The following is a 22,637-nucleotide window of genomic DNA, read 5'->3' on the forward strand; positions in this document are numbered from 1 at the left end:
CCTCACCGGATCAGGCTGCGCCGGAGCGCGTCGGCGTCTCGGACGACGGCAGCCGCGGCCGGCTCGGGCAGTCGCAGGCGCCGTACCAGGGCCGCTCCGCCGTGAGCTTCGAGCAGTGTGACGATCGCCGCGCGCTTCGAGGCCAGCCCACTGTGCAACAGCAGGATGGGGATGGCCGTGACCAGCCCCAGCACGGTGGTCACCAGCGCCTCGGAAATCCCCCCGGACATCAGCTTCGGGTCGCCGGTACCGTGCAGGGCGATCACCTGGAAGGTCGCGATCATGCCGGTGACGGTCCCGAGGAGCCCCAGCATCGGCGTGATCGCGGCCAACAGTCGCAGCAAGGGCAGGTACCGGTCCAGTTGCGATCCCTCGATCAGCAGGCCTTCGTCCAGCGCGATATCCAGTGCCTCGGATGGCTGTGACGGCAGGCCGTCGAGGCGTTTCAGTATTCGTCCCAGCGGGTTGTCGGCACGGATCTCGGGCAGGGCGCCAATCTGTCGGCGAATCTGCCGTTCCGCTCGCGTCAGCGCTGCAAAGCGATAGGTCGCGAGCAGCAGGGCCAGAACCCCCAGCACGATGATCAGATAACCGACGGCCCCGCCCTGACGCAGCCGTTCGCCGAGTCGGGGGACCTGAACCAGGAGCTGCAACGTCTGTCCACCGCTCGGGTCTATCCCCAACGGGGCCAACGAACGCGGCGGTGACGCGACGAAGTCCTCGGCCAGCTGCAGCAACTCATCCGAGGGTTGTCGCGTGAGTTCCAGCAGACGATCGACTTCGGCCGCATAAATCAGATAGTGGCCGTCGGCAATCAAGCCGAAGTCTCCGACCCGCAAGACCTCCTTCACCGCAGCGCTGCCATCCGGCGCGTACACGGTCTCGCGGAAGCGCGACACCCGGCCGAGTTCGTCGAGTTGCCGTTGCAAGGCCGCGAAAAGGCTCTTGACATCGCTGGCGAGCGGGGTGGCGTTCGGATCCGCGAGCCGGCTGAAGAGCGCACGCAGCGCCGGTTCGCGCGGGGTATAGCGTTGGTCCAGCCCGGCCTTCAGGGCGACCGCGTCGGTTCGCACTTCCGCCAGTAGTGACGCTTCTCGAGGAGAGGGCTTCGCGGCAGCGGGCATGCCAGGCAGCACACCCGCCGAACTGCGTGATTCGGCAGCGGACACGGGGTTCGAGGGCTCTACGGCCAGGGCCGCTGGTACCGGCAGCGGCAAGGTCAGCAATAGCGGCGGCTCCAGCTTCCGAGCGGCACGCAGGCCTTTGGCAATCTTCTCATTGTCCTCGCCGGAGACGCGCTGCCACCGGCGCTCCGCATTCAACCACAGGCCCGACTCCCGCCCATCGAGCGTCTGGTAATAGAGCGCCAGCCGCCCGACGATCAGAAAGTCGACCAAACGCGACCGGCCATCCGCTTCGAGCAGATCGCGATCGGCTTCGACGGCCCGGGCGTAATCTAGCTCGATCCGATACGCCTCGAACGTCTGGCGAAACTTCTCGGCCGGCTGTGCGGTGCCGTCGTTGAGCAGAGCGTCGAGCCGGTCCAGGCGCCCGCGCCGCTCCGTCAGTCGGAACGGCGGACCATCAGTGACCCGCTGGCGCAACTCGGCGGCACTGTGTTTGAGGATGGGATCGAGTTGGGCGTGCAGGCCCGGACCGGTGGCCAGTGCTTCGCCGCTCTTCGCGGGCGGTGAACTCAGCGCTTCTGCGCCATAGGCAACCGGAGTGCCCAGCAGCATCAGCAACAAGGAAAAGGTGATCAGGTAGAGACTGCGAGGCATTGCGGGAGGGCGCCGGGCTGCGTTGCAACCTAAGGACTATCGAGTATGGAGCGCGCCTGCTGCAACGGGAAATTTTCCCGAAAACCGGGTGACTGGCTCCCAAGCCCCGGATAGCCGGCAATCTTGCTGCAGGCCCGCGAGGCCGCGGTTCAGCGGGCGGAATGTGCGGCCGGGGCGGCCGGCATCATTGATCGGGGGGATTGGCCGGAACCGGGCCCGGCATCTTGGCATTGTCGAGTATCGCGTTCGCAAATCGGGCACCGGAGAGTTGCGCCCCGTTCAGGTCGGCTCCCGACAGATCAGCCCAGTCGAAGCGGCCGTTGGTCAAATTGGCGCCGCGCAGCGAGGAAAAGGCGAGGATCGCGTGCACCAGTCGGGCGTCCCGCAGGTCCGCACCATCGAGATTGACGCCGCGCAACTCCAGCCGTACCGGTACCATGCCTTGATTCGCCATGTCCGCGCCGAGATCGGCGCCGGACAGGTTCGCACCGGCCAGCGTCGCGCCGTTCATCTGCCCGATGATGCGGCACCCCGACAAGTCGGCGCGCGACAGGTCCGCCTCGTCCATGACCACGGCGTAAAGGCTGGCTCCAGTCAGCCGGGCGTCCGCCAGGCGCGCGCGGCGCAGTTGCGCCCGGTTGAGATTCGCCCCCGCCAGATTGGCTCCCTGCAGATTCGCATCGTCCAACACCGCGGAGAACAGGTCCGCCCCGTGGAAATCCAGTCCGGTCAGGTCGAGCCCGGCCAGGTCGCGTTTGACCAGATTGGGGCGGCTGGCATGGGGCCCGGCGAGCAGTGCCACCACGGCTTCCCGATCCAGCTCCGCGCAGGCCCCCGGGTCCATCAGCACCATCAGGGTCAAGAGGAGACTGTGGCGCAAGATGGCGGACGGCATGGACTTAGGAGGTTCAAGGAAAGACGGCACACAGTGCTCCCGGCAAATGCCACCCGTCAACGGGATGATTTCCCGGAGCGAAGGGGAGGTGGGCTGACGTCAAGGCCCTCCTCGATGCGGTCGTCGCCCCCCGGAATCCCGCCGAGTCGTCATCCGGCAACGCCGCCCGTGACGATCTCCCTCATCGGACGGGAAAAAGTCGAGTCCGTTGCTTTCGATGCTCACGCTGGCCGTGCCCTTGCTAGCATTCCGCAGGGCTGCATCCTGGGTGCCGGCCCGCCACCGCCGGGCACCCTGAGCCGAACCTGCCAAGACAAAAAAAGGAGAATGCTTTCATGGTCATCACTGACCCTTTCCACCGCTCCCGGGGTACTTCTCTAGGCCTTGTCGCCATGCTGACTGGTTCGCTGGCCGCATGCGGTGGTCAGGCCGATGACGGCGCCCTCGAAGCCGTGGAATGGCTCAAGCTCGAGGATGCGCACTGCCAGGCCAGGGACGGCGAAATGCTTGCCGTGCATAGCACACACCCGGACCGCACGGTCGTGATCTGGCTCGACCGCGTCTATATGGGTGTCAAGACCGGCGATCGCGGCCGGCACGAACTGGCGCCGGGAGCGTCCCCCCTGGAATTGGGTTGTTCGGCAACCGACGGCGGCTCCCAACGCTGGGAACTTGTGGACACGAAGTTTGCACCGGACTGAGCGTGGTTGGTCTCTGGCGCTGGTGCCAGGCTAACTGCCCCGCGCCACTTCAATTCCAGGGCGGACCGCAAGGCCCGGACGTATGTTTCGGCTGGCGCCGGCGTCGCAGGCAAACTCCATCCAGTTACTTGGTCTGATGGGCCGACCGTGATAGTTTCTGGAGGACGCCCGAGAGGACTCTTCCATGCATCAGCCTGCGAACCGCTTGGCCACCTACGAGGACTTGCTCGACCTGCCCGAGCATCTGATCGGCGAGATCATCAACGGGACGCTGGTCACCCAGCCGCGGCCGGCCCCGCGACATGCCCGCGCCGCATCAGCCATCGGCGGCGGGTTGATGAATCCGTTCGACCATGGCCGCGGCGGTCCCGGTGGCTGGTGGATACTGGACGAACCGGAGCTGCATCTCGGGTCGAACGTGCTGGTGCCCGATCTGGCCGGGTGGCGGCGCGAGCGGCTGCCGGTCTTTCCCGATGAGGCGTATTTCACGCTGGCGCCGGACTGGGTCTGCGAGGTGCTGTCGCCCGGCACCGCGCGCACCGACCGGGTGGTGAAGATGCCGATCTATGCGGCCGAAGGCGTCGCCTGGCTCTGGCTGGTCGACCCGGATCAGCGCACCCTCGAAGTGTTCCGCCTGCACGAGGGTCACTGGGTGATGGAGCACGCCTGGCAGGAAGCCGAGGGGGTCGCGGCGCCGCCGTTCGCGGAACTGACGTTCTCACTGGCCGACCTGTGGGTGCCGGCAGCCTGAGTGCGCTCGCTCGTGCTCCAGAGTGCAGGCACCGCCCGGCTTTAGCATTTTTCGTAAACGCCAGTGTCTTGAATCGGCCCCCTGCCGTCGCTTTGGCTGCCGCCCCATCCATGATAGCGTTTCGGCCAGGATCGACGAGGACCGTTCCATGCATCAGCCTGCGAACCGCTTGGCCACCTATGAGGATTTGCTGAACCTGCCCGAGCACCTGATCGGCGAGATTCTCCACGGAACGCTGGTCACGCAGCCGCGGCCGGCGCCGCGGCATGCCCTTGCGGCATCGATTATCAGTGACGAGCTCATTGGGCCCTATCATCGAGGCCGTGGGGGGCCAGGCGGTTGGTGGATCCTGTACGAGCCGGAGCTGCATCTCGGGTCGAACGTGCTGGTGCCCGATCTCGCGGGTTGGCGGCGCGAGCGGCTGCCGGTCTTTCCCGATGAAGCGTATTTCACGCTGGCGCCGGACTGGGTGTGCGAGGTACTGTCGCCCGGCACCGCGCGCACCGACCGGGTGGTCAAGATGCCGATCTATGCGGCCGAAGGCGTCGCCTGGCTGTGGCTGGTCGACCCGGACCAGGGCACCCTCGAAGTCTTCCGTTTGCACGAGGGGCGCTGGGTCATGGAACACGCCTGGCAGGAGGCCGAGGAGGTTACAGCGCCGCCGTTCGCGGAACTGACGTTCTCACTGGCGGAGCTGTGGGTGCCTGATGCCTGAGGGGGATCGCCCGCCCAAGGGTTGCCGCGATCTCAGGGTTTCACTGACCCGTCTCCAATTGCTTCTTCAACTGATCCAGACCGCTCCGAAACAGTTTGCGCAGGGCCGTCTGTGCGGCTTCGTCGCTGAGTTTCTCCGGCGGCTCGTTGCTGGTATCGCCGCGGTAGGCGCGCCCGATCCACGCCACCTTACTGTTGGCTTCGTCGATCGGAGTTACGCGCAAGGTCGCCGAATACGAGCTGACCGGCAGGGCTTCCAGGTTCTCCTTCGCCAGACGGTACCGGTACTCCCGCTGCGCGTCATCGAAGGCATCGAGGTTCTCGGTCACGCTCTGGCCGTTTTCGAAGGTGAGAGTCCGCGAACTGCCAGCCGTGTTGCCGCCCTGCAGTTCGATTTTCTTCACCGCGGGATTCCATCGATCGACACCGCCAAAATCGCGGACCGTTTCCCAGACCTTGGCCGCCGGCGCGCGGATATCCACGGCCTCGTCGATCTTTTGTGGGGTCGGGCCGTGGGCCAGGACGGTCAGCGGCAGGCAGGCAAGCAACACGAGCAAACGTTTCATCGGTTTCATGTTTCGTCAGTGGTTGGTCAATAGAGGCCGACGCAGACGTCCGGCGAGCAGCAGCAGCGGCTCCACCATGAAGGTCAGCGCCAGGGCGAGCAGCCCCAAGCTCGCCGGCCACGCGCTGAGGTCGGTGCGGACGCGCTGTTCTCGCGAGAAGTCGGGGAGCATCAGGGCGTGCGGGAGGTCTTCGGGCCGTTCCAGGCGCCGGTACACCAAGCCTGCCTCGCCAGCCAGTTCCTTCAGGTAGTCCTCTTTCAGCGACGACAGGTGCTCATTGCCGATTTCCCACGCGCTGCCGAAGGGGGCGTTCCGCTCGTGGTAACCCTCGATCTCGGTGGGATGCCGGTTGGGCAGCCCGAAACTGGAGCGGTGCGGCACCTCCTCGGCGGCATAGAACCCGGCCGGTTCGCCCTTTTCGTTGAATTTCGGAATGGGTGACAGCGCAAGCCCGCCGACGCCGAGGACGATGCCGTGGCGTTTGCCGACAAACTCCGCCAGCGCGGGGCGATAGCGCGGATTGCGCGGCGGCGCCTCCTGTCCGTCGGTCACGAAGGCAAGTGCGGTATCGGTGTCGGGCAGGGTTTTCAGGGCGTCCACCAAACCGTCGGCGATGCGGCTGTCGGCGGCCCAGGCCATGCGCCAGTCCAGCTGCTCGACCGCGGCGCTGAGCACCTCGAAGCCCTGGCAGACTTCGAGGGGTTCGAACAACAGCGCAGACCGTCGCTCGGTGAACAGGCCGAGGCCGAGCTGGGAACCGCACGGCAGGCCCCTGACCGCCTGCAGTAGAGCCTTCTTCGCGAAGTCGAGACGGCTCTCGGGGCCGGCGTCGCCGTTATAGTCGCGCACGTTCATGCTGCGCGTGATGTCGACCACGACGATGGCCCGATAGACGGGCTGCGCGCCGGACCCGGTCAGGCCGAACGCGGCCAAAAGGGCACCGCTCAACGCCACGCCCAGGCATGCGATCCGGAACCTGGGCAGGCTGATGCGGGCCGGAGGGTCGCCGGAGTCGGCGCGTATCTGCTTGGAGATGACGGGGCTCATGGCAGGCCGCGCGGGAATCCGGGTAGCGTCGCCCAACTGCGATGGGTCTCGGTTTCTTCCTCGGCCTCGTCGGATCGATGGTCGCGCCGGGCCATTTCCGGCAGCAGACGCATGGCCACTTCCAGGTTGTACTTCGCATCCCAGAAGTCCGGCGCGAGGGTCAAGGACTTACGGTAGGCGTCCTTGGCCAGTTCCAGGGCCGGTACCGCGCGGAAGATTTCCATCTTTTCGACTTGCTCGACCGCGCGGCGCAGGTGCAGGTTGCCCAGGTTGTACTGCAGCAACGCGGTGAACGCCGGATCGCCCCTTCCGGTCAGCCAGTTGTAAAGCTCCAAGGCATCGTCGTAACGTTCGCGCGCGGCCAGATGGATCGCACGCGCCAGTTGCACCGGTGGCGTGGCACCGGGGCGGCGCTCGACGGGAAGATCCTGGCCGGAAGCCAGCAACGCAAGATCCGCCCGCTGCTGGGATACACGGCGCAGCGCACCGATCTCGATCATCGCGCCCAACACGCCCAGCACGATGCCTAGCACCAGTAGCGGTCGCAGCGTCTTCTTCACGTCCGCACCTCCGCCAGCTTCACTGCCAGCAACCAGCCGATCGCGAGCGCGGCGGTACCGTAGCACCACGCCTGCAGCGGCAGGCGGGGCACACGCTCCCGGTAGCGCATGGGCAGGCGTTCGATCCGGTCGATCTCGCGCATGGCCTGCGCCATGACGTCGGCTGACTCCGCCTCGAACGCGCGGTAGGGTACGCCCAGGGTTTCGAAGAACAGATGCAGATGACGCTCCGGGCGGATCTGCGGTGTATCGTCGCGCGGGTCCTCCGGGGTCTCGAACAGGCCCGGGGTGTTGGCCGTGCGCAGGAACAGCCAGTACAGGTGGGCGCCGCTGTCGCGAAAGCGCGTGCGCAGCAGGCGTTCGCTGTCCGGGTCGACGACGGCGGCGCCGTCGGATACCAGCAGCACGATGCGGGCGCCGCCTTCTTCCGCCTGCGGCGCGCGGAACAGGCTCAGCGCCAGCGCGAGGCCCTTGCTGACATGGGTGTAGGCGAGGGCAGGGCTCGACAGTGCCCGCAACGCGGCCAGCGTCGCCTCCCGGTTGTCGGTCAGCGGTTCTACGAACAGCGGCGCGGTACTGAAGGCTGCAACGCCGAAGCGGTCATGCGGTCGCGTCGAGACGAAGTCCGCAAGCAACCGCTCCGCGGCATGGGATTTCGACTCCTCGCCACCAGCCGGAGTCCGGCCAGCAAAACTGTGATCCATGCTGTTGCTGCGATCGATCAGCAGCACGATATTCGCTCCTTCGCCCACTCGCTGGATCTCACGGCCTTCCCGCGCCGGACCGGCCAACCCGAGGAGCAGACCGGCCAGACCGAGGATCCCGGCGACCGTCAGCGAAACACCAAAGGCACGAGACAAGGGATCGGCCGGCACGCGGCTGATGCTGGAGTAACCGCGACTCTCGAGCGACGACAGGCGCAACGGCAATAGCGCCAGAGGCAATAACAACAGCCACAGCGGCTGTCCGAAGGTCACCGACATCATGCACGGCGCTCGCGTTGACGACACAGCGTCGCCAGTTCCAGCAGGCGTTCCGGTGGGTAGTCGCCGGGGGACTGGCCGGCATCGGGGCCGAAGTGCACGGCATACGAGGCCTGGAAGAATGCCTCGATCTGCGGGCGCAGGTCGGCCCAGGCTGGCTGAGCGACGAGAAATTCGTCCATCTTGGTCGCGAACAGCGGTTTGCCGTAGGTGGCATTGAAGGCCTGGTGTAACCGTGCATAGGCCTCCAATAGTCGGGGACCGGCTAGCGGTAGGCTGGGCTCGGCACGCAGCCACCGGAACACGGCGGCGAACGCCCGGCGCCGCCGATGTAGGGGCAACCAACCGTTGAGCCAGGCGAGAGTCGCCCCGCAAGCGACTGCGATCAGGCTCCAGCCCGACAGTGGCCAGAGGTGCCGCGCCAGGGACGGTGGCTCTGGTGCCCGGTCGGGCCGCATGTAACTGTCGTCCTGTCCCTTGCCGACCGCGACCGGGCGGATCGGCGCCATCGTGAAATTCCAGGAAGGAATCGGCAAGGACTGGCTGGTACCCTGGCAGCGATAGGCGATGGACACGGCCGGAATCGCCAGGGTCTTGACCTCCAGCGGTGCGAAGAAGGTCTGATAGACACGTTCCAGCCGGAAGCGGCCAGACCCCAGTGGCTGCAGTACGGCACTGCGCAACTCCAGCCAATAGTCGACTCGACCCGGCTGCGGCAATGCTGCCGTCAGCGGCTCGCAGCCGGGGGGCAGCTCGAACTCGGCGGCCAGTGGTACACGGTCGCCGATCACGTAGCCGAAGGGTCGCGGCGCATCGATAAGTACGGCCGGCGGCTCCGTGGCGGCGACGTCCACCAGCGGAAGCATGACCAACAGGACACCGGGAACCCGCATCAGCGCACTCGGCGGAAATACTGGTTGACGGCGGCCGCGTCGAAGGAACCTTCGAGGAACAAGGGGTCCCGTCCCTGTGAGCGTAGGGTTTCACGGAGCCGCTGCCGTCGCTCGTTGAAGGCGTTCAACAGTCGCTCCCGGAGGTCCGCGCGCAGCCAGAGTGCGCGTTCATGGCCGGTCTCGAGGTCGGTGAACCGCGCCGGCCCGTTACCGCGGGCGACACGCCCCGACTCAGCTGGATCCCATAGCACGACCGGCACGACCTCGTGCCGATACAGGGTCAGCATCAGTTCGCGTATGACCGGCAGCGGGAGATGAAAGTCGGAGACCAGGAACACAAGAGCCCGGCGGGAACTCAAGAGGCGTGCGGCCCGCAGCAGGCCGCGCGCATGGCTGCCCTGTGGGTGGCACTGCCGCAGTCGGGCGGCAAGGCGCTGGGCTGCCATTGGCTGGCGCGTCGGCGGCAGCCGCCATTCCAGGCGCGGCGACTCGTCGCAGCCCAGAAAGCCGAAGCGGTCACCGACCCGGCAGGCGGACTGGGACAGGGCCACGACGAAATCGGCGAGCGTGTCCATCTTCGAGTACACGCCCGGGTAGTCCATGGACGCTGACAGGTCGGCGATCAGCCAGACCGGAATGGTCACCAGCTGCTGCTGGCGCCGCACCCACAAGGCACCGAGCGGGTCGTTCAGGCTGTGCCGGAGGTCGAGGTGGCGGGCATCCGGTTTGCTCAGAAACGGTGCCAGATCGAAAAACTGCTGCCCGTCGCCGCTCGCACGCCCGGCATGACTGCCGGCCCGCACGCCGCGGGCGCGTCCGCGTAACCGGTAGTCGATCTCCGCCATGTACATCATGGTGCGGCAACGGCATTCAAGATCTTGCAGATCAGTTCCGGCACGAGTTCCGAACGATGGAATTCGTAGACGGGGTCCAGCACCAGCCGGTGCGCGATCACCGGGTGGAACACGGCCTGGACGTCCTCAGGCAGCACCGCTTCTCGGGCCTGCAGCCAGGCGTGTACCCGGGCGGCGCGCACCAGCAGGCTCATACCGCGCGGACTGGCCCCGGCCTGAATGGCGCCGATGCCCTCGGCATCGTGCAACTGAATGCCGAAATCACCCGGGTGATGAGTCGCACGCCACAGGTCGACCGCGTACAGGCGCAGCCGCTCGCTGGCGTGGATCGACTCCTGGACCTCCGCGGCGAGGCTATTCAGACGTTTGAAATCGATGAGACCCTCCGGGATCGCACGGATCAGTTCGGAGGTGTCATGGAAGCGCGGCTCGAACATCACCGCCTGCAGATCGCCCGTGTCGCGGGGGTAGTCGAGGGCGATCTCCATCGTGAAGCGGTCGCGAGCCGCGGCCGGGAGTTCGAAGGTTTCCTCTTTTTCGACGCGGTTACGGTCGGCAAACACGAGCAGATGCGGGAAGTAGAACTCCCGGTTGAAGGCACTGACGCTCTTTTCCGCCATGACGCGCAGCAGCAGGGAGTGGACCTGCGGACGGGCGCGGTTGATCTCGTTAAAGAAAAACGTCGAGAGCTGTTCGCCGTGATGCAGCAGGGGGCCCGGATCCACGCCGGGCTTGCCGCTCGCATCGAGATAGGTGTGATAGACCAGGTCCGTGGGCATCAGATCGACGGTGCCTTCGATCCGGCCGCACTCACCGCCCAGGCCACGGGCCATGGCCCGCAGCAAGGTCGTCTTGCCGATACCGACATTCCCTTCGAGCAGGGCGTGGCCGCGCGCGAAGACGGCGATCAACAACAGCCGTATGGCCTGCGGTTGACCGAGTATGACCTGATTCAGATGCTCTTCCAGCAGCAGGGCCGGGGCCCGCCAGTCGGCGAGCGTATTGGGTTTGGTCATGGAACGACTGCGGCAGATAAAGTGTGCCGCGTTGCCGCGGCGGCCGGTGAGGGACGAAAAAGAAAGGGGGGCGAGCCCCCCCCCAAAAGTCAGGAAGGGGTGTCGTTACCCGATCACTTGAGGTCGTCGACGTTGTAGACAAACTTGCCGGTCGTCACGAGGTGCTCGACGCGCTTGCGGTTGCGAGCCTCCATGGCGCGGATCGACTCGTGCTGCTTGTTCAACTCGGCCGGATCGTGCTGGGGATCGTACTTGCTGCCGGCCACCTTGTCGGGGTAGCCGGGTTTCGGCTCCCAGCAGTTACCGGGGTATTTGCAGTTGGTGCCGTCGTAGGCATTGGCGGTGCCCGCGGCGAAGACCAACATCAGGGTTGCCGGCAATGGGTGCATTTTCATCGTGTACTCCTCCTTAGGTTGGGATCGCAGTGATCTCACTTGAGCCAGTCGGCCTTCTTCGGGTCACCGGTGTAGACGCTGCGCAGCCAGGCCATGACTTGCAGCATCTCGTCGGCGTTCAGGTTGGTGTTCTGGGGACCCATCATGCCTTGCGCCCCGCCCCAGAGCGTCTCGAACAAACCCACGTCCATCGAATTACGTGGGTAGGTCCAGTAGTCGTCGGCGAGACCGGGGCCGAGCTTGCCTTCGGCGTTGTGCCCATGGCACCCGGAGCAGGCCGTCAGGTACAGACTGTGGCCCTTCTCGATGGCGGCGGGGTCGCCGTTGTACGGGTTCTTGCCGGTCTCCTTGAATTTCTTGAAGGCTTCCGTGTCGCCGCCCTTCTTGCCGAACGAAAAATCGAGGGTTTCGCCGGTAATCGCGTGGCGGAAAGTAATCTCCGCGGTGGCTGTGCCGCTGAGGCACAGGCCGAGCAGAGCCAGCGCTGGGAACTTGAATCTCATCGATACCATGGGGTGGTTTTCCTTAGGATTTGTCTTTCGTAGTCGTTTTTGTGACAGAAGCCGCGGGCTGCGAGGCAGCGGTCGGTGCCACGGCTTTGGCCGTCGGCTGCGTCTCGCCCTCCAGCGCGAGCAACGGAATCCCCTCCGCCTTGAGGACCGCGGCGATTTTCGACTGCTGCTTCGCCAGGACACGATTGATGTCGTTCAGGAGCGCTTGTTCGCCGTTGCGTACGCCGATCGACGTCGAATAATGGTGCGGAATCTTCAGCCCGTCGGAGCGTTGCTGGTGGTCGGGAATGACGGTCAACGCCAGGGGCTTGTCGGCTGCGCGCACATAGCGGCCAGCCTGCGGGCCCCACAGCACGGCGATTTCGGCATTCCCGCTGGCGACTTCCTGCACCAGCTTCTCCGGGTCGTAGCGCACGTACTGATTCCGGCGGGACTTGAAGCCCACCAGCGACTGCTGGTAGTTGAACTGGTCGTTGTAGCGGCCGATCGACCGGATCATCGTTTCGGCCGGCGTATCCGGCATGAAGGCGATATGCCCGGCCTTCTTCAAGGCATCGCTGTTCCAGTCCTTCACCGAGGCGATTTTGTCCTTGCGGTACACGAACACATAACCGGAGCGGTAATACGGCTTGCTGGTCAGCATGCGCGGATCCCCGGTATCGACGCCCATGACGACGTCGCAAAGACCGCGCTCGAGTTGATCGCGCACGAAGTAGCGCGGATCGGTCCACCAGACGTACTCGACGGGCCGTGCCAATTCCTTGCCGATCAGTTCGGCCAGCTTGTTCTCGAAGCCCTGCCCAGCCTGATTGGAATAGGGCAGGTCGTTCTCGGCGGCGCAGACCTTGAGCGGCTGCGCGGCGTCGGCGGCACTGGCGCCGAACAACGCCAGGACGCCACTCAAACACATGAGGCGTGCGGAACGCATGGAAGTGGAGATCTCCTGTGGGGGTTAGGGATTACGCTGCGCGGCTCGCCGGTGCGCCGGCCGGCAACGGCCGGCGTCCATGGCGGGGAAGAGCTGCCACGCGTCGGCACGCGGCGCCGCGGCAGCAATATCGATCCGTTTACAGCGAGAACACGAAGACCGAGCCGCCCATCTGCGTGTAGTGCGCCAGTTCCTTGAACGCGCCCACTGCGCCGAGGCCCGCGGTCGGATCCTTCAGGTCGAACACCAGGCCGACACCCGGCCAGCCGCCGACGCCCGAATAGATCGCGAGGTACTGCTTGCCCTTGTGGCCGAAGGTGATCGGGTGGCCGATGACCCCAGACGGCAGTTTGAACCTCCACAGTTCCTTGCCGCTGCGGGAATCCAGCGCCTTGATGTAGCCATCCAGCGTGCCGTAGAAGACCAGATCGCCCGCGGTGGCCAGCGTGCCGCCCCAGACTGCAAATTTCTCGGGGATCTCCCATTCCATCTTGCCGGTCACGGAGTTCATCGCCTTGACCTGGCCCAGCGTGCCCTTGGGGCCCGGGTACATGTTCAGCGTCGCGCCGACGAAGAACTGGCCCGCCCGGTAGGGCAGCATGAACGGTTCCCAGTCCATGCAGATGTGGTTGACGCCCATGTAGAACAGCTTCTTGTTGGGGTCATAGGCTTCCAGGCCCTGGTTGTGATAGCCCATGGCGGACGGGCAGATGCCCTTGGCCTCGTGGTCCATCCGCGTGCCGTATTCCGGATCGCGTACTGGCACACCGGTCTTCAGATCGACCTTCTTGACCCAGTTCACGGTGTCGTCGATCTTGAACGCGTTCACCAGCGCGCCCGTTTCGCGGTTCAGCGTATAAACGATGCCGTTGCGGTCCGGGTGGGTCAGCAGCGGCTGGACTTTGCCGTCCACTTCCTGTTCGGACAGTCCCATGTAGTTCACGCCGGCGTAGTCCCATTCGTCGTGCGGCGTCTTCTGGTAACCGAACTTGGCCTTGCCGGTCGCGACGTCGCGGCCCCAGATCGTCATCGTCCACTTGTTGTCACCGGGACGCATGGTCTCGTTCCACGGCGCCGGGTTGCCCGAGCCGTAATAAATCATGTCGAGCTTGGGGTCGTAGGCATACCAGCCCCAGTTGGTGCCGCCGCCGATCTTCCAGGCGTCGCCTTCCCAGGTCGACAGGCCCAGCCCGAACTGGCCGTAGTGCGGATTGGCCTTGTTGAAGTCCTTGTCGAGCAGCATCTCCTCGTCCGGGCCGGTCGCGTAGGCACGCCACGCCATGGCACCGTCCTTCAGGTTGTAGGCGGTGACGTAACCGCGCACTCCCAACTCGGCGCCCGAGGTGCCGACCAGCACCTTGTCCTTGACGACGAAAGGCGCAATGGTCAGCGTGGAGCCGACCGTGATGTCGGAGTTCTCCATCTTCCAGATTTCTTCGCCGGTCTTTGCATTCAGTGCGACGACGTGACCGTCGAGCTGGTTCAGGAAGATCTTGGCCGGGCCGTGATCCCCGGCCGGCACATAGGCCAGACCGCGGTTGACGACGTCACAGCAGGCAACCGCGCGGGCTGCCGGGTTCTGCTTGGGCTTGTACTGCCACAGAATCTTGCCGGGCTCGTTCAAGTCGAGCGCGTAGATGTTGTTTGGGAAAGGGGTGTGGACATACATGATGCCGTCGGCGACCAACGGGCCGCCTTCGTGACCGTGCAGCGTGCCGGTGGAGAACGTCCAGGCGACTTTCAGATCCTTCACGTTGGACGCGTTGATCTGCGTCATTTTCGAGAAGTGCGTGGCGCTGTAGTCCTTGGTTTGCATGACCCAGTTCTCGTCGCTCTCGGACATCCGGATGAGGTCCGGATTGGCCTGCGCCGGGGCCATTGCTGCGGCGATTCCGCCAGCTAGCAGGGTGAGGGCCACTTTTCGTACGTGCATGGGAACTGCTCCTCCAGGTCGTTGGTCTTGTCATGCCAACCCACGGTCGGGCCGGGCATGAGGTCTCGTCGTTTCGGCGGTGAATTCTGCGGCCGAGGGTACGCGGCGACCTACGGAATTCGGCCCGATTGGGGGCGGGAAAAAATCCGGCCTGGCCGCGCATACCATGTGCCGGCGGTGCTCCACCCATCATGGCCGTCGGTCGGAATAGCCGTAGGGTGGAACCATGGACGGGTTCCACCGCATGATGGCGATGCCTCGCCCTACACAATGTCCTTGACGTAGCGTGTTGGGTTCTGGCGGATCGCCCTGCGGGCATCCGCCTAAGATGAGGCGTGCAACGGCCGTAGCGCGGAACCATGGATGGGTTCCGCCGGATGATGGCGATGCCTCACCCTACACTGCGTCCTTGACGTAGCGTGTTGGGTTCTGGCGGATTGCCCTGCGGGCATCCGCCCTACGATGAGGCGTGTAACGGCCGTAGGGCGGAACCCTGGATGGGTTCCGCCGGATGCTCGCGATTGTTCAGAGTGCCCTCGCTAGGGAAGTTTTCCCGAAAGTGGGCCGGGGCTAACCCCTCGGCTTGTGACTCTCCGGGCCTTGGGCTAGGCTGCGGGATCGACGGTAGTTCCATATCGCGACACCCGCCGACGACTTCCCGTTCGTCCCATCCACTGTCCGTTCATGACTCATCGAACCTCGTTCGCCCCGCTCGCGGCAACGCTACTCGCGATGCCGGTGACGCCCAGTGCGGCGGAGAACTTCAAAGCCATAACGACACGGATACGGATCGAGGATTGCCGTGCAGCGGTCGCATCTGCGCATCCGGGTCCGGTAATCAAGATCGAATACAAGTGGCGCGAGCGGCGTCTGATCTACGAATTCGAAATCGCGGGCGAAGACGGAATGCGCTGGGAAATGGAATGCGACGGCTATTCCGGGAAGATCGTCGGGATGGAACGGGAAGTCGCGAGTCCGGATGACCCCCTGTTCGCTGCCAACCGTCGGATCGGTCTCGAGGAAGCGCGACGCGTCGCGCTGGAGCGGTATCCCGGTGAGATCGTGGAAACCGAGTACGAGATCAAGAACAGCGGCGCTGCATCCTATGAGTTCGACATACGGGGCTCGGACGGTAGGGAGTGGAAACTGGAAGTCGATGCCGCCAGCGGGCGTATCGTCGACGATGCGCACGAAGAGTTCCACCAGACCGGCCGTGACTAGCGCGATGTATTCGATGGGCCCTGGCGGCGACGGGCGTTCACGATAAGAATGGAGACGGGCCTGCCGTGAGTCTGCGCTTTCGTTTGAATTTGATGATCGGGCTGACGATGCTGCTGATCATCGGCCTCGGATTTGTGTTCGCCATCCTCAATGCCCGTCGCTCCGTGGCGGAAGAGGTTGCCTCGACGGTCAATCTGGCGATGCAGTTGATCGAAGCCGGGATCGCCGAGCGCCGCGGTTCCGACCCGCCGGACCAGGCCTGGCTGGGGCAGTTGCGGTCGCTGGACCGAACCCGTCACCTGCGTATCCACATCGATCAGCCTCCGGGCGGCATGCACCAGGGCGCGCTCAGCCCGGTCCCGACCTCGCGGGAAGTCCCAGCGTGGTTCGCCTGGGCCGTGACGCCGCCGGCGGGCGTGGCTGAGCGTCGCGTGCCGGTGGAAGGCGGCGCCGAAGCCGTGATCCGGATCGAGGCCAACGCCGGCGACGAGATTGTCGAGGCCTGGAATGAAACCCAGGGGTTCCTGCTGTTGCTGCTGGTGCTTGCCGTGGCGATTTACGCGCTGGTCCACGTGACGGTGGGACGCGCATTCCGCTCGGTCGGCGTGATCCTGGAAGGACTGGAAAACATCGACAAGGGCGATTTCGGCAAACGCCTGCCGCATTTTCCGCTCCCCGAGTTCGCCCTCATTTCGCGGGCTTTCAATCACATGGCGGCGACGTTGGAACATGCCCGGGCGGAAAATCGCGCCCTGACGCAGCAGTCGCTGCGGATCCAGGAAGAGGAGCGGCGCTTCCTTGCTCAGGAACTGCACGACGAACTCGGACAGTCGGTGACGGCGATCAAGGTCATGGCGGCGACGTTGCGAGCCGCCGGAGAGCAACACAAGGAAGCAGTCGAGCAGATCATGACCATTTGCGACCGTCTGTTCGGCGTGGTTCGCGGCATGATGCGCCGTCTGCGCCCGACCGTACTCGATGAACTCGGGCTGAGTGTATCGCTCGAGGATCTCGTCGAGACCTGGCGGCAGCGACATCCCGAGCTGAGTCTGGCCTTCGATTGCGAGGCCGGTGTCGACGAATGCGCCGGCGAGGCGCGCATTCACCTGTTCCGCATCGTTCAGGAGGGTCTGACGAATATCGTCAAGCATGCCGGTGCGCACCGCGCCGACATCGGGCTGCGGCTGCTGCGCGGCGGTGACGGCATGGATCAGGTGTTGCTGGAGGTGGCGGACGACGGTCGGGGTTTCGAGCCGGCCCAGCCGCGCCGTGGCTTCGGTCTGTTGGGGATTCGGGAGCGGGTGGCCAGTCTGGGCGGGCAATTCGAGCTACGAACCCACCCGGGTCGAGGCGTTGTTCTGCGGGTAATCGTCCCGTGCGGAGGTGCGGTGCAATGATCAACACTATCAGTGTCATGCTGGTCGACGACCACGCCGTGGTGCGGGCCGGCTACCGTCTTTTACTGACACAGTCCTCGGACATCAAGGTCATTTGCGAGGCTGAACGCGGTGAGGAAGCCTGCCAGCTTTACGGACTACACCGCCCGCAGGTCGTCGTCATGGATTTGAGCCTGCCCGGTATCGGCGGGCTGGCGACGGTGCGGCGGCTGATCGCCCGCGATCCGAATGCAAGAATCCTGATGTTCAGCATCCATGACGAGCCGGCCTATGTGGTGCGGGCGCTGGAAGCGGGCGCGAAGGGGTATATCACGAAGAGCTGTGCGCCGGAGATCCTGGTCGAAGCGGTCGAGCGCATCGCCGGGGGCCAGAACTATCTGGAACACGAAATCGCGCAGAAGCTGGCCCTGCAAACCGGGACGACGGCCCAGAGCAGTTCCTTGAACAGCCTCTCGGCCCGCGAATTCGACGTGTTCTGTTTGCTCGCCAAGGGCTACACGACGCGCGAGGTGGCCGAGGAGCTCCGCTTGGGCTACAAGACGGTCGCCAACTACACGACGCTGATCAAATCGAAGCTGAGCGTCAACACCTCGGCGGAGATGGCCCGGCTCGCCTACCGCCATGGACTGATTGCGAGTTGAGTAGGTGACTGCGGGAGAAGCTCTTCGGACGTGGATCAGTGATCCAGCATCAGTCCATCCGAGAGCGCGGTGCGGTTATGCCTTTGCAAAGCCTCCCCGAGTCGCGATAATTCGAACGAATTAGGGGAATGCCGCATCGCCGGCGTCAGGGGTTCTGCGCTCGCGATGAGATGCAATCCGGTTGCTTCTTCGACCGGGCCCAATCGCGTAACGAGGCATCAGAACCGCACCTCGATTATGAACACGACTGCAGCTCACACCGATCCCGACCCGGACACTTCTGGCGATGAGTCGTCGGCGCGCCGTTTCGTCGTTGGCATCGGGGCTTCGGCGGGCGGACTGGAGGCGCTGAGCCAGCTCGTCGCCCACCTGCCGCGGGACATCGGGATTCCGTGCGTCGTTGTGCAGCACTCCTCGCCGACCTATCGCAGCATGCTCGTCCAGCTGCTCGCCCGTGAGACCGCCCTGGACGTCGTGGAAGTCGTCGACGGGACGATTCCTCTGCCCAACACGATCTACGTCACGCCGGCAACGCACAACGTCGTCCTGCGCGGCAACGCGCTGCGCCTGGTGGCTCTGGAAGAGGGCGTGGTGCCACGCCCCTCCATCAACACGCTGTTCGCCTCGCTGGCCGAGGCCAAGGGGGAGGACGCCATCGGCGTCATTCTGTCCGGGACCGGCTCGGACGGCGCACTGGGTATCCGGGACATCAAGGCCGGTGGCGGCCTGACCTTTGCGCAGGAGCCCGAGTCGGCCAAGTACAACGGCATGCCCCAGTCAGCCATCGACACCGATTGCGTGGACTGGATTCTGCCACCCGCCCGGGTCGCCGACGAAATCGCGGCGCTGGTCCACACCCGGGGATTTGTCGTTCCCGCCCAGGAATCCAACTCATTGCCTCTGACGCTGAAAAAGCTGCTTGCGCAGGTGCGCAAGCGGACACGGATCGATTTTTCCGGCTACAAGGACAATACGTTGATGCGGCGCATCGAGCGGCGGATGACGGCCAACCGCCTGTCGTCGCTCGATGACTACCTGGCCTTCGCGCAGGGCAACACCGAAGAGTTGGACCGGTTGTGCCGCGATATCCTGATCTCGGTCACCGCATTCTTTCGCGATCCGGAAGCGTTCCGGGATCTCAGGGTGGCGACCGCCACGCTGATCGCACCCAAGGCTCCGGGTGAGGAAGTGCGCGTCTGGGTTCCCGGTTGCGCCACCGGCGAAGAGGTTTACTCGATCGCCATCGTACTGCTCGAAGCCTGCCGGTCGGCCGCCAAGTCGTTACGCCTGCAGATTTTCGCAACCGACATCGACATCAACGCGCTGGCGAAGGCACGGCGCGGAATTTATTCCTCGAGTGCCGTAAGCCAGATTCCGGCCGAGCTGCTCGGGCGGTATTTCCAGAAGACCGGGGATCGCTACGAGATCGCGGCATCGGTCCGCGACGCGGTCGTCTTCGCGCGCCAGGACCTCAACCAGGATCCGCCATTCCTGCGGCTCGACCTGATCAGTTGCCGCAACGTGCTGATCTATTTCAAGAACGATCTTCAAGCCCGCGTCCTGGCGATGTTCCATTATGCGTTGAATCCGGGCGGTTATCTGTTTCTTGGGCGTTCTGAGGGCATTTCCCAGCAGGAAGGCCTCTACAGTGTGGTGGACAAGGAGTCGCGGCTGTTTCGTCCGCGTCCGCAGGACAAGCGACTGGCGCTGCTGAACGGCGGCCGCCCATCCCTCGCTCGGGACATCCTGCCGCGCAGCGACCTGACGCCCCCACCGCTCACGCCGGAGTCCGAGTACCGCAACGAAGTGCTCCGGCATTACGGTCCGCCCAGTGTCGTCGTGGATGAGGAGTCGCGGTTGCTGCACGTCTTCGGTGATGTGAACAACTGGATGCAGGTTCCAGACGGCGCACCGTCGTTCGACCTCGCCCATCTAATTTGCCGGGGCCTGCGCAGCGACCTGCAAACCCTGCTGCGGCAGGCCAGAAAGCGGCAGTCGTCGACACTCGGACGGGCACGATCCATCAGCGCGCCGAGCGGGCAGACGCTTTCGACCCGGCTCGCAGTCCATCCCTTTGTCAGGGACGGGCGGCAGCTTTTCCTGGTGGCGTTCGAACCCGCGCCCGCGCAGCCGTCCAAGGACTCGAAACGCGATTCGGCACCAGAGGAGAGCTTCGATTCTTCACTGAAGACGCTCGAAGACGAGCTGTCGGCCACGCGGGAGCATCTGCAGACCGTCATCGAGGAACTGGAAACTTCGAACGAGGAACTGCAGGCCCTGAATGAGGAAGTCCAGGCGTCGAACGAGGAATTGCAGGCCTCCAACGAAGAACTGGAAGCGGCCAACGAGGAATTGCAGTCGACCAACGAAGAATTGGCGACGATCAATCAGGAGCTGCAGAACAAGACCCAGGAGCTGTCGATCACCAACGACGACCTGGAGAACGTACTGAACAATCTCGGTTATCCGGTTCTGGTCGTCAACAACGAACTGACGGTGCTGCGGTACAACCTGACCGCCGCCTCCATCTTCAATGTCGCCCCGGGCAACACCGTGCTCCGTCTAGGCCAGCTGCAGCGACCGGCCGGCATCGACGATTTCACGCTGCAGGTCGAGCGCAGCATCGCCGAGCGGCGCCCCGTCGAGTTGGCGCTCGCCAGCGGTGCGCAGCATTACTCGCTGCGGATCAACCCCTATGGCGGTCCGCGCGCCGCAGGGGCCGGGGCCGTCATCGTCATGGTCGACACGACGGCCTACAGCGAGGCCCAATTGCGCTTGCGGCAGAGCGAAGAAAAGTTGCTGGCGATCATGAATCACTCGACCGCGCTGCTCAGCGTCAAGGACGTCGCCGGTCGTTTCATCTTCGTGAACCGCGCGTTCGAGACGTTTTTTGGCGTAGAGGCCGCCGCCGTGCTAGGTCGCACCGTGCATCAGGCGCTGCCCCCGGATGTTGCGCAGCAGTTCTGGGACAAGGACATGGACGTGCTGCGCCAACAGTCCCCGCTCGAAACGGAGGATGTCCTGATTCGCGCGGGGGAAGAGCGGTGTCTGCTCACGGTCCGGTTCCCGTTGCTGGGTGAAGACGGCCTGATTTATGCCACCTGCACCCAGGCCACCGACGTGACCGAGCGCAAGCGCGCCGAGCAGGAACTGATACTGGCTGCGCGCGTGTTCGAGAAGGCCGGCGAGGGCATCATGGTGACCGACTCGCAGCACGTGATCCTGACCGTCAATGAGGCGTTCACGCAGATCACCGGCCACCGCGCGGAAGAGGTCATCGGCCTGACGCCGGATGTGCTGGCTTCGCAGGGTGCCGCGAGCAGCTGGTCCGATGATGTCCAGCGCGCACTGGCGAAATCCAGTTCGTGGCAAGGTGAAGTCGTGAACTACCGCAAGGATGGCGAACCCTACCCGTGCTGGTTCACCGTCAGCACCGTGAAGAACGGGCAAGGCGAAACCACGAATCACGTGTGTCTGTTCAGTGACATCTCTCCGCTGCAGAAGTCCCAGGCCAGGAACGAATATCTCGCCACGCATGACGCCATGACCGGGCTGCCGAACCGGAGTCTGTTCATCGACCGACTGACCGTGGCGATCGCCAATGCCGATCGGTCGCAGCAGCGACTCGCCGTGCTGTTCGCCGACCTCGACAACTTCAAAACCATCAACGATACGCTGGGGCACGATGTCGGCGACCAGGTCATACGAGCGGTGGCGGAGCGCATGCGGGAATGCCTGCGCATCGGGGACACCGTGTCGCGTTTCGGTGGGGATGAGTTCATCCTGCTGCTCCACATCAGCAGCGAGGAGGACATCCGCCAGATCGCGACCCGCATCGCCGCCATGCTCGGCGAGTCCATCGAAGTCGATGGGCGGGAGATCTTCACCAGCAGCAGTATCGGGATCAGCCTGTATCCCAACGATGGGCTCGACCCGACCACGCTGATCAAGAATGCGGACGCGGCGATGTACCTGGCCAAGGAACAGGGCAAGAACAACTTTCAGTTCTTTTGCGAGGAACTGCGGCGCACGGCCCAGGAACGCTGGGAGATCGAGACCGGCCTGCATCGCGCCTTCATCGAGGACCAGCTTTTTCTGGAATATCAGCCTCAGTACAGTCTCGCCGACGGTCGGATGGTCGGTGCCGAGGCACTGATCCGTTGGCGGCATCCGAGTTGGGGCGTCATCGCCCCGCAGCGCTTCATCCCGGTGGCCGAAAATTGCGGTCTCAGCGATCGGGTCGCGGAGTTCGTAATGAGCCAGGCGTTCGAGCGGCTGCGTGATTGGCGAAGCGGTTTTGCCATGCCGTGCCGACTGGCCGTGAACCTGTCGCCGCGCCAGTTCCAGCGATCGACTTTTCACGCCTACCTGCGGCGCCTGATGTCCGCCTACCGGCTCGAATCGCAGACGCTGACGCTGGAGTTCACCGAGAGCTTCCTCATGGACGACGTCGAGCACACACGCCTGCTGTTGCACGAGTTGAAGGCCATCGGGATCCGCCTCAGCCTCGACGACTTCGGTACTGGATACTCTTCGCTGAAGCTGTTGAAGCGCCTGCCCATCGACGAGATCAAGATCGATCGGAGCTTCGTCGAAGAGGTCGAGACCGTGGCGGACAGCCAGTCCATCGTGTCGACCATCCTGGCCATGGCGCGGTCGCTATCGATCGACGTCGTGGCGGAAGGCATAGAGACGACGGCGCAGCTGGACTTCCTGCGCCACCACGGCTGCCGCTACGGTCAGGGATTCCTGTTTTCCCGTCCCCTGGGCCTCGATCGTTTCGTGACGCTGCTGCAGGATACTCCCCCCGCCGACTAGCCCTTCCGCAGCGCACTGCGGCCTTGCTTAC

At 64.6% G+C, this 22,637-nt stretch carries 20 protein-coding genes; 7 read left to right on the plus strand and 13 right to left on the minus strand.

The genetic code is table 11. The features are described 5' to 3' along the window. Positions 1-2 precede the first annotated feature (2 nt). Entirely contained in the window at positions 3-1,781 is a 1,779-nt protein-coding gene (locus ACW73L_RS19175) for a DUF3450 family protein (protein ID WP_498924181.1), read from the minus strand. Between the two features lie 184 nt (positions 1,782-1,965). Then, positions 1,966-2,676, minus strand: coding sequence for a pentapeptide repeat-containing protein (locus tag ACW73L_RS19180; protein WP_498924182.1), 711 nt, complete (start codon positions 2,674-2,676; stop codon positions 1,966-1,968). A gap of 392 nt (positions 2,677-3,068) precedes the next feature. On the opposite strand from ACW73L_RS19180, the gene ACW73L_RS19185 reads away from it, so the two are divergent. The 3 genes from ACW73L_RS19185 (at position 3,069) to ACW73L_RS19195 (ending at position 4,843) form a co-directional block, all read left to right on the plus strand. Then, the gene (locus tag ACW73L_RS19185) at positions 3,069-3,377 is read left to right on the plus strand and encodes a hypothetical protein (RefSeq protein WP_498924183.1); all 309 of its coding nucleotides are present in this window, start codon (positions 3,069-3,071) and stop codon (positions 3,375-3,377) included. A 184-nt stretch (positions 3,378-3,561) separates the two neighbouring features. Beyond that, a complete protein-coding gene (locus ACW73L_RS19190; RefSeq protein ID WP_498924184.1) occupies positions 3,562-4,128 on the plus strand; it encodes a Uma2 family endonuclease in 567 nt (188 codons plus the stop codon). A 148-nt stretch (positions 4,129-4,276) separates the two neighbouring features. Next, positions 4,277-4,843 (plus strand): Uma2 family endonuclease, encoded by a 567-nt coding sequence (locus tag ACW73L_RS19195; protein WP_498924185.1) that lies wholly within the window; start codon positions 4,277-4,279, stop codon positions 4,841-4,843. A 40-nt stretch (positions 4,844-4,883) separates the two neighbouring features. Here the strand turns inward: ACW73L_RS19195 and ACW73L_RS19200 are convergent, their stop codons facing one another. The 11 genes from ACW73L_RS19200 to ACW73L_RS19250 form a co-directional block, all read right to left on the minus strand. Further along, positions 4,884-5,408, minus strand: a complete 525-nt coding sequence (locus ACW73L_RS19200; RefSeq protein ID WP_498924186.1) for an SRPBCC family protein — start codon at positions 5,406-5,408, stop codon at positions 4,884-4,886. Positions 5,409-5,423: 15 nt separating this feature from the next. Continuing rightward, entirely contained in the window at positions 5,424-6,455 is a 1,032-nt protein-coding gene (locus ACW73L_RS19205) for a VWA domain-containing protein (protein WP_498924187.1), read from the minus strand. Beyond that, a complete protein-coding gene (locus tag ACW73L_RS19210; protein ID WP_498924188.1) occupies positions 6,452-7,015 on the minus strand; it encodes an MxaK protein in 564 nt (187 codons plus the stop codon). The genes ACW73L_RS19205 and ACW73L_RS19210 overlap by 4 nt, the downstream gene beginning before the upstream one ends. Further along, positions 7,012-8,001, minus strand: a complete 990-nt coding sequence (locus ACW73L_RS19215) for a vWA domain-containing protein (RefSeq protein WP_498924189.1) — start codon at positions 7,999-8,001, stop codon at positions 7,012-7,014. The genes ACW73L_RS19210 and ACW73L_RS19215 overlap by 4 nt, the downstream gene beginning before the upstream one ends. Next, entirely contained in the window at positions 7,998-8,891 is an 894-nt protein-coding gene (locus ACW73L_RS19220) for a hypothetical protein (protein WP_498924190.1), read from the minus strand. The genes ACW73L_RS19215 and ACW73L_RS19220 overlap by 4 nt, the downstream gene beginning before the upstream one ends. Continuing rightward, entirely contained in the window at positions 8,891-9,745 is an 855-nt protein-coding gene (locus ACW73L_RS19225) for a DUF58 domain-containing protein (RefSeq protein WP_498924191.1), read from the minus strand. Before ACW73L_RS19225 ends, ACW73L_RS19220 begins: the two co-directional genes overlap by 1 nt. Next, positions 9,742-10,761, minus strand: a complete 1,020-nt coding sequence (locus tag ACW73L_RS19230; RefSeq protein ID WP_498924192.1) for an AAA family ATPase — start codon at positions 10,759-10,761, stop codon at positions 9,742-9,744. Before ACW73L_RS19230 ends, ACW73L_RS19225 begins: the two co-directional genes overlap by 4 nt. 113 nt (positions 10,762-10,874) lie before the next feature. Continuing rightward, positions 10,875-11,156: a methanol dehydrogenase [cytochrome c] subunit gene (locus ACW73L_RS19235; RefSeq protein ID WP_498924193.1), complete on the minus strand. Its 282-nt coding sequence runs from the start codon at positions 11,154-11,156 to the stop codon at positions 10,875-10,877. A 35-nt stretch (positions 11,157-11,191) separates the two neighbouring features. Beyond that, complete coding sequence (gene moxG / locus ACW73L_RS19240) at positions 11,192-11,659, minus strand: cytochrome c(L), periplasmic (protein WP_498924194.1); 468 nt, start codon at positions 11,657-11,659, stop codon at positions 11,192-11,194. A 22-nt stretch (positions 11,660-11,681) separates the two neighbouring features. Beyond that, complete coding sequence (gene moxJ, locus ACW73L_RS19245; protein ID WP_498924195.1) at positions 11,682-12,596, minus strand: methanol oxidation system protein MoxJ; 915 nt, start codon at positions 12,594-12,596, stop codon at positions 11,682-11,684. 139 nt (positions 12,597-12,735) lie between these two features. Next, entirely contained in the window at positions 12,736-14,529 is a 1,794-nt protein-coding gene (locus ACW73L_RS19250) for a methanol/ethanol family PQQ-dependent dehydrogenase (protein WP_498924196.1), read from the minus strand. Between the two features lie 684 nt (positions 14,530-15,213). Here ACW73L_RS19250 and ACW73L_RS19255 point away from each other — a divergent pair. The 4 genes from ACW73L_RS19255 to ACW73L_RS19270 all read left to right on the plus strand — a co-directional run bounded on the left by ACW73L_RS19255 (position 15,214) and on the right by ACW73L_RS19270 (position 22,606). Beyond that, positions 15,214-15,750, plus strand: coding sequence for a PepSY domain-containing protein (locus tag ACW73L_RS19255; protein WP_498924197.1), 537 nt, complete (start codon positions 15,214-15,216; stop codon positions 15,748-15,750). Between the two features lie 65 nt (positions 15,751-15,815). Further along, positions 15,816-17,147: an ATP-binding protein gene (locus tag ACW73L_RS19260; RefSeq protein ID WP_498924198.1), complete on the plus strand. Its 1,332-nt coding sequence runs from the start codon at positions 15,816-15,818 to the stop codon at positions 17,145-17,147. Then, a complete protein-coding gene (locus ACW73L_RS19265; RefSeq protein ID WP_139557070.1) occupies positions 17,144-17,788 on the plus strand; it encodes a response regulator in 645 nt (214 codons plus the stop codon). Before ACW73L_RS19260 ends, ACW73L_RS19265 begins: the two co-directional genes overlap by 4 nt. A 237-nt stretch (positions 17,789-18,025) precedes the next feature. Beyond that, a complete protein-coding gene (locus ACW73L_RS19270) occupies positions 18,026-22,606 on the plus strand; it encodes an EAL domain-containing protein (protein WP_498924199.1) in 4,581 nt (1,526 codons plus the stop codon). Positions 22,607-22,637 lie beyond the last annotated feature (31 nt).

It is taken from the genome of Methylolobus aquaticus (assembly GCF_054172105.1).

Coding starts and splice junctions, on each gene's coding strand:
- ACW73L_RS19250 (WP_498924196.1), bottom strand. CDS start 14,529: ATGCACGTACGAAAAGTGGCCCTCACCCTGCTAGCTGGCGGAATCGCC.
- ACW73L_RS19195 (WP_498924185.1), top strand. CDS start 4,277: ATGCATCAGCCTGCGAACCGCTTGGCCACCTATGAGGATTTGCTGAAC.
- ACW73L_RS19185 (WP_498924183.1), top strand. CDS start 3,069: ATGCTGACTGGTTCGCTGGCCGCATGCGGTGGTCAGGCCGATGACGGC.
- ACW73L_RS19175 (WP_498924181.1), bottom strand. CDS start 1,781: ATGCCTCGCAGTCTCTACCTGATCACCTTTTCCTTGTTGCTGATGCTG.
- ACW73L_RS19205 (WP_498924187.1), bottom strand. CDS start 6,455: ATGAGCCCCGTCATCTCCAAGCAGATACGCGCCGACTCCGGCGACCCT.
- ACW73L_RS19255 (WP_498924197.1), top strand. CDS start 15,214: ATGACTCATCGAACCTCGTTCGCCCCGCTCGCGGCAACGCTACTCGCG.
- ACW73L_RS19200 (WP_498924186.1), bottom strand. CDS start 5,408: ATGAAACGTTTGCTCGTGTTGCTTGCCTGCCTGCCGCTGACCGTCCTG.
- ACW73L_RS19215 (WP_498924189.1), bottom strand. CDS start 8,001: ATGATGTCGGTGACCTTCGGACAGCCGCTGTGGCTGTTGTTATTGCCT.
- ACW73L_RS19270 (WP_498924199.1), top strand. CDS start 18,026: ATGAACACGACTGCAGCTCACACCGATCCCGACCCGGACACTTCTGGC.
- moxJ (WP_498924195.1), bottom strand. CDS start 12,596: ATGCGTTCCGCACGCCTCATGTGTTTGAGTGGCGTCCTGGCGTTGTTC.
- ACW73L_RS19235 (WP_498924193.1), bottom strand. CDS start 11,156: ATGAAAATGCACCCATTGCCGGCAACCCTGATGTTGGTCTTCGCCGCG.
- moxG (WP_498924194.1), bottom strand. CDS start 11,659: ATGAGATTCAAGTTCCCAGCGCTGGCTCTGCTCGGCCTGTGCCTCAGC.
- ACW73L_RS19225 (WP_498924191.1), bottom strand. CDS start 9,745: ATGATGTACATGGCGGAGATCGACTACCGGTTACGCGGACGCGCCCGC.
- ACW73L_RS19265 (WP_139557070.1), top strand. CDS start 17,144: ATGATCAACACTATCAGTGTCATGCTGGTCGACGACCACGCCGTGGTG.
- ACW73L_RS19190 (WP_498924184.1), top strand. CDS start 3,562: ATGCATCAGCCTGCGAACCGCTTGGCCACCTACGAGGACTTGCTCGAC.
- ACW73L_RS19180 (WP_498924182.1), bottom strand. CDS start 2,676: ATGCCGTCCGCCATCTTGCGCCACAGTCTCCTCTTGACCCTGATGGTG.
- ACW73L_RS19220 (WP_498924190.1), bottom strand. CDS start 8,891: ATGCGGGTTCCCGGTGTCCTGTTGGTCATGCTTCCGCTGGTGGACGTC.
- ACW73L_RS19230 (WP_498924192.1), bottom strand. CDS start 10,761: ATGACCAAACCCAATACGCTCGCCGACTGGCGGGCCCCGGCCCTGCTG.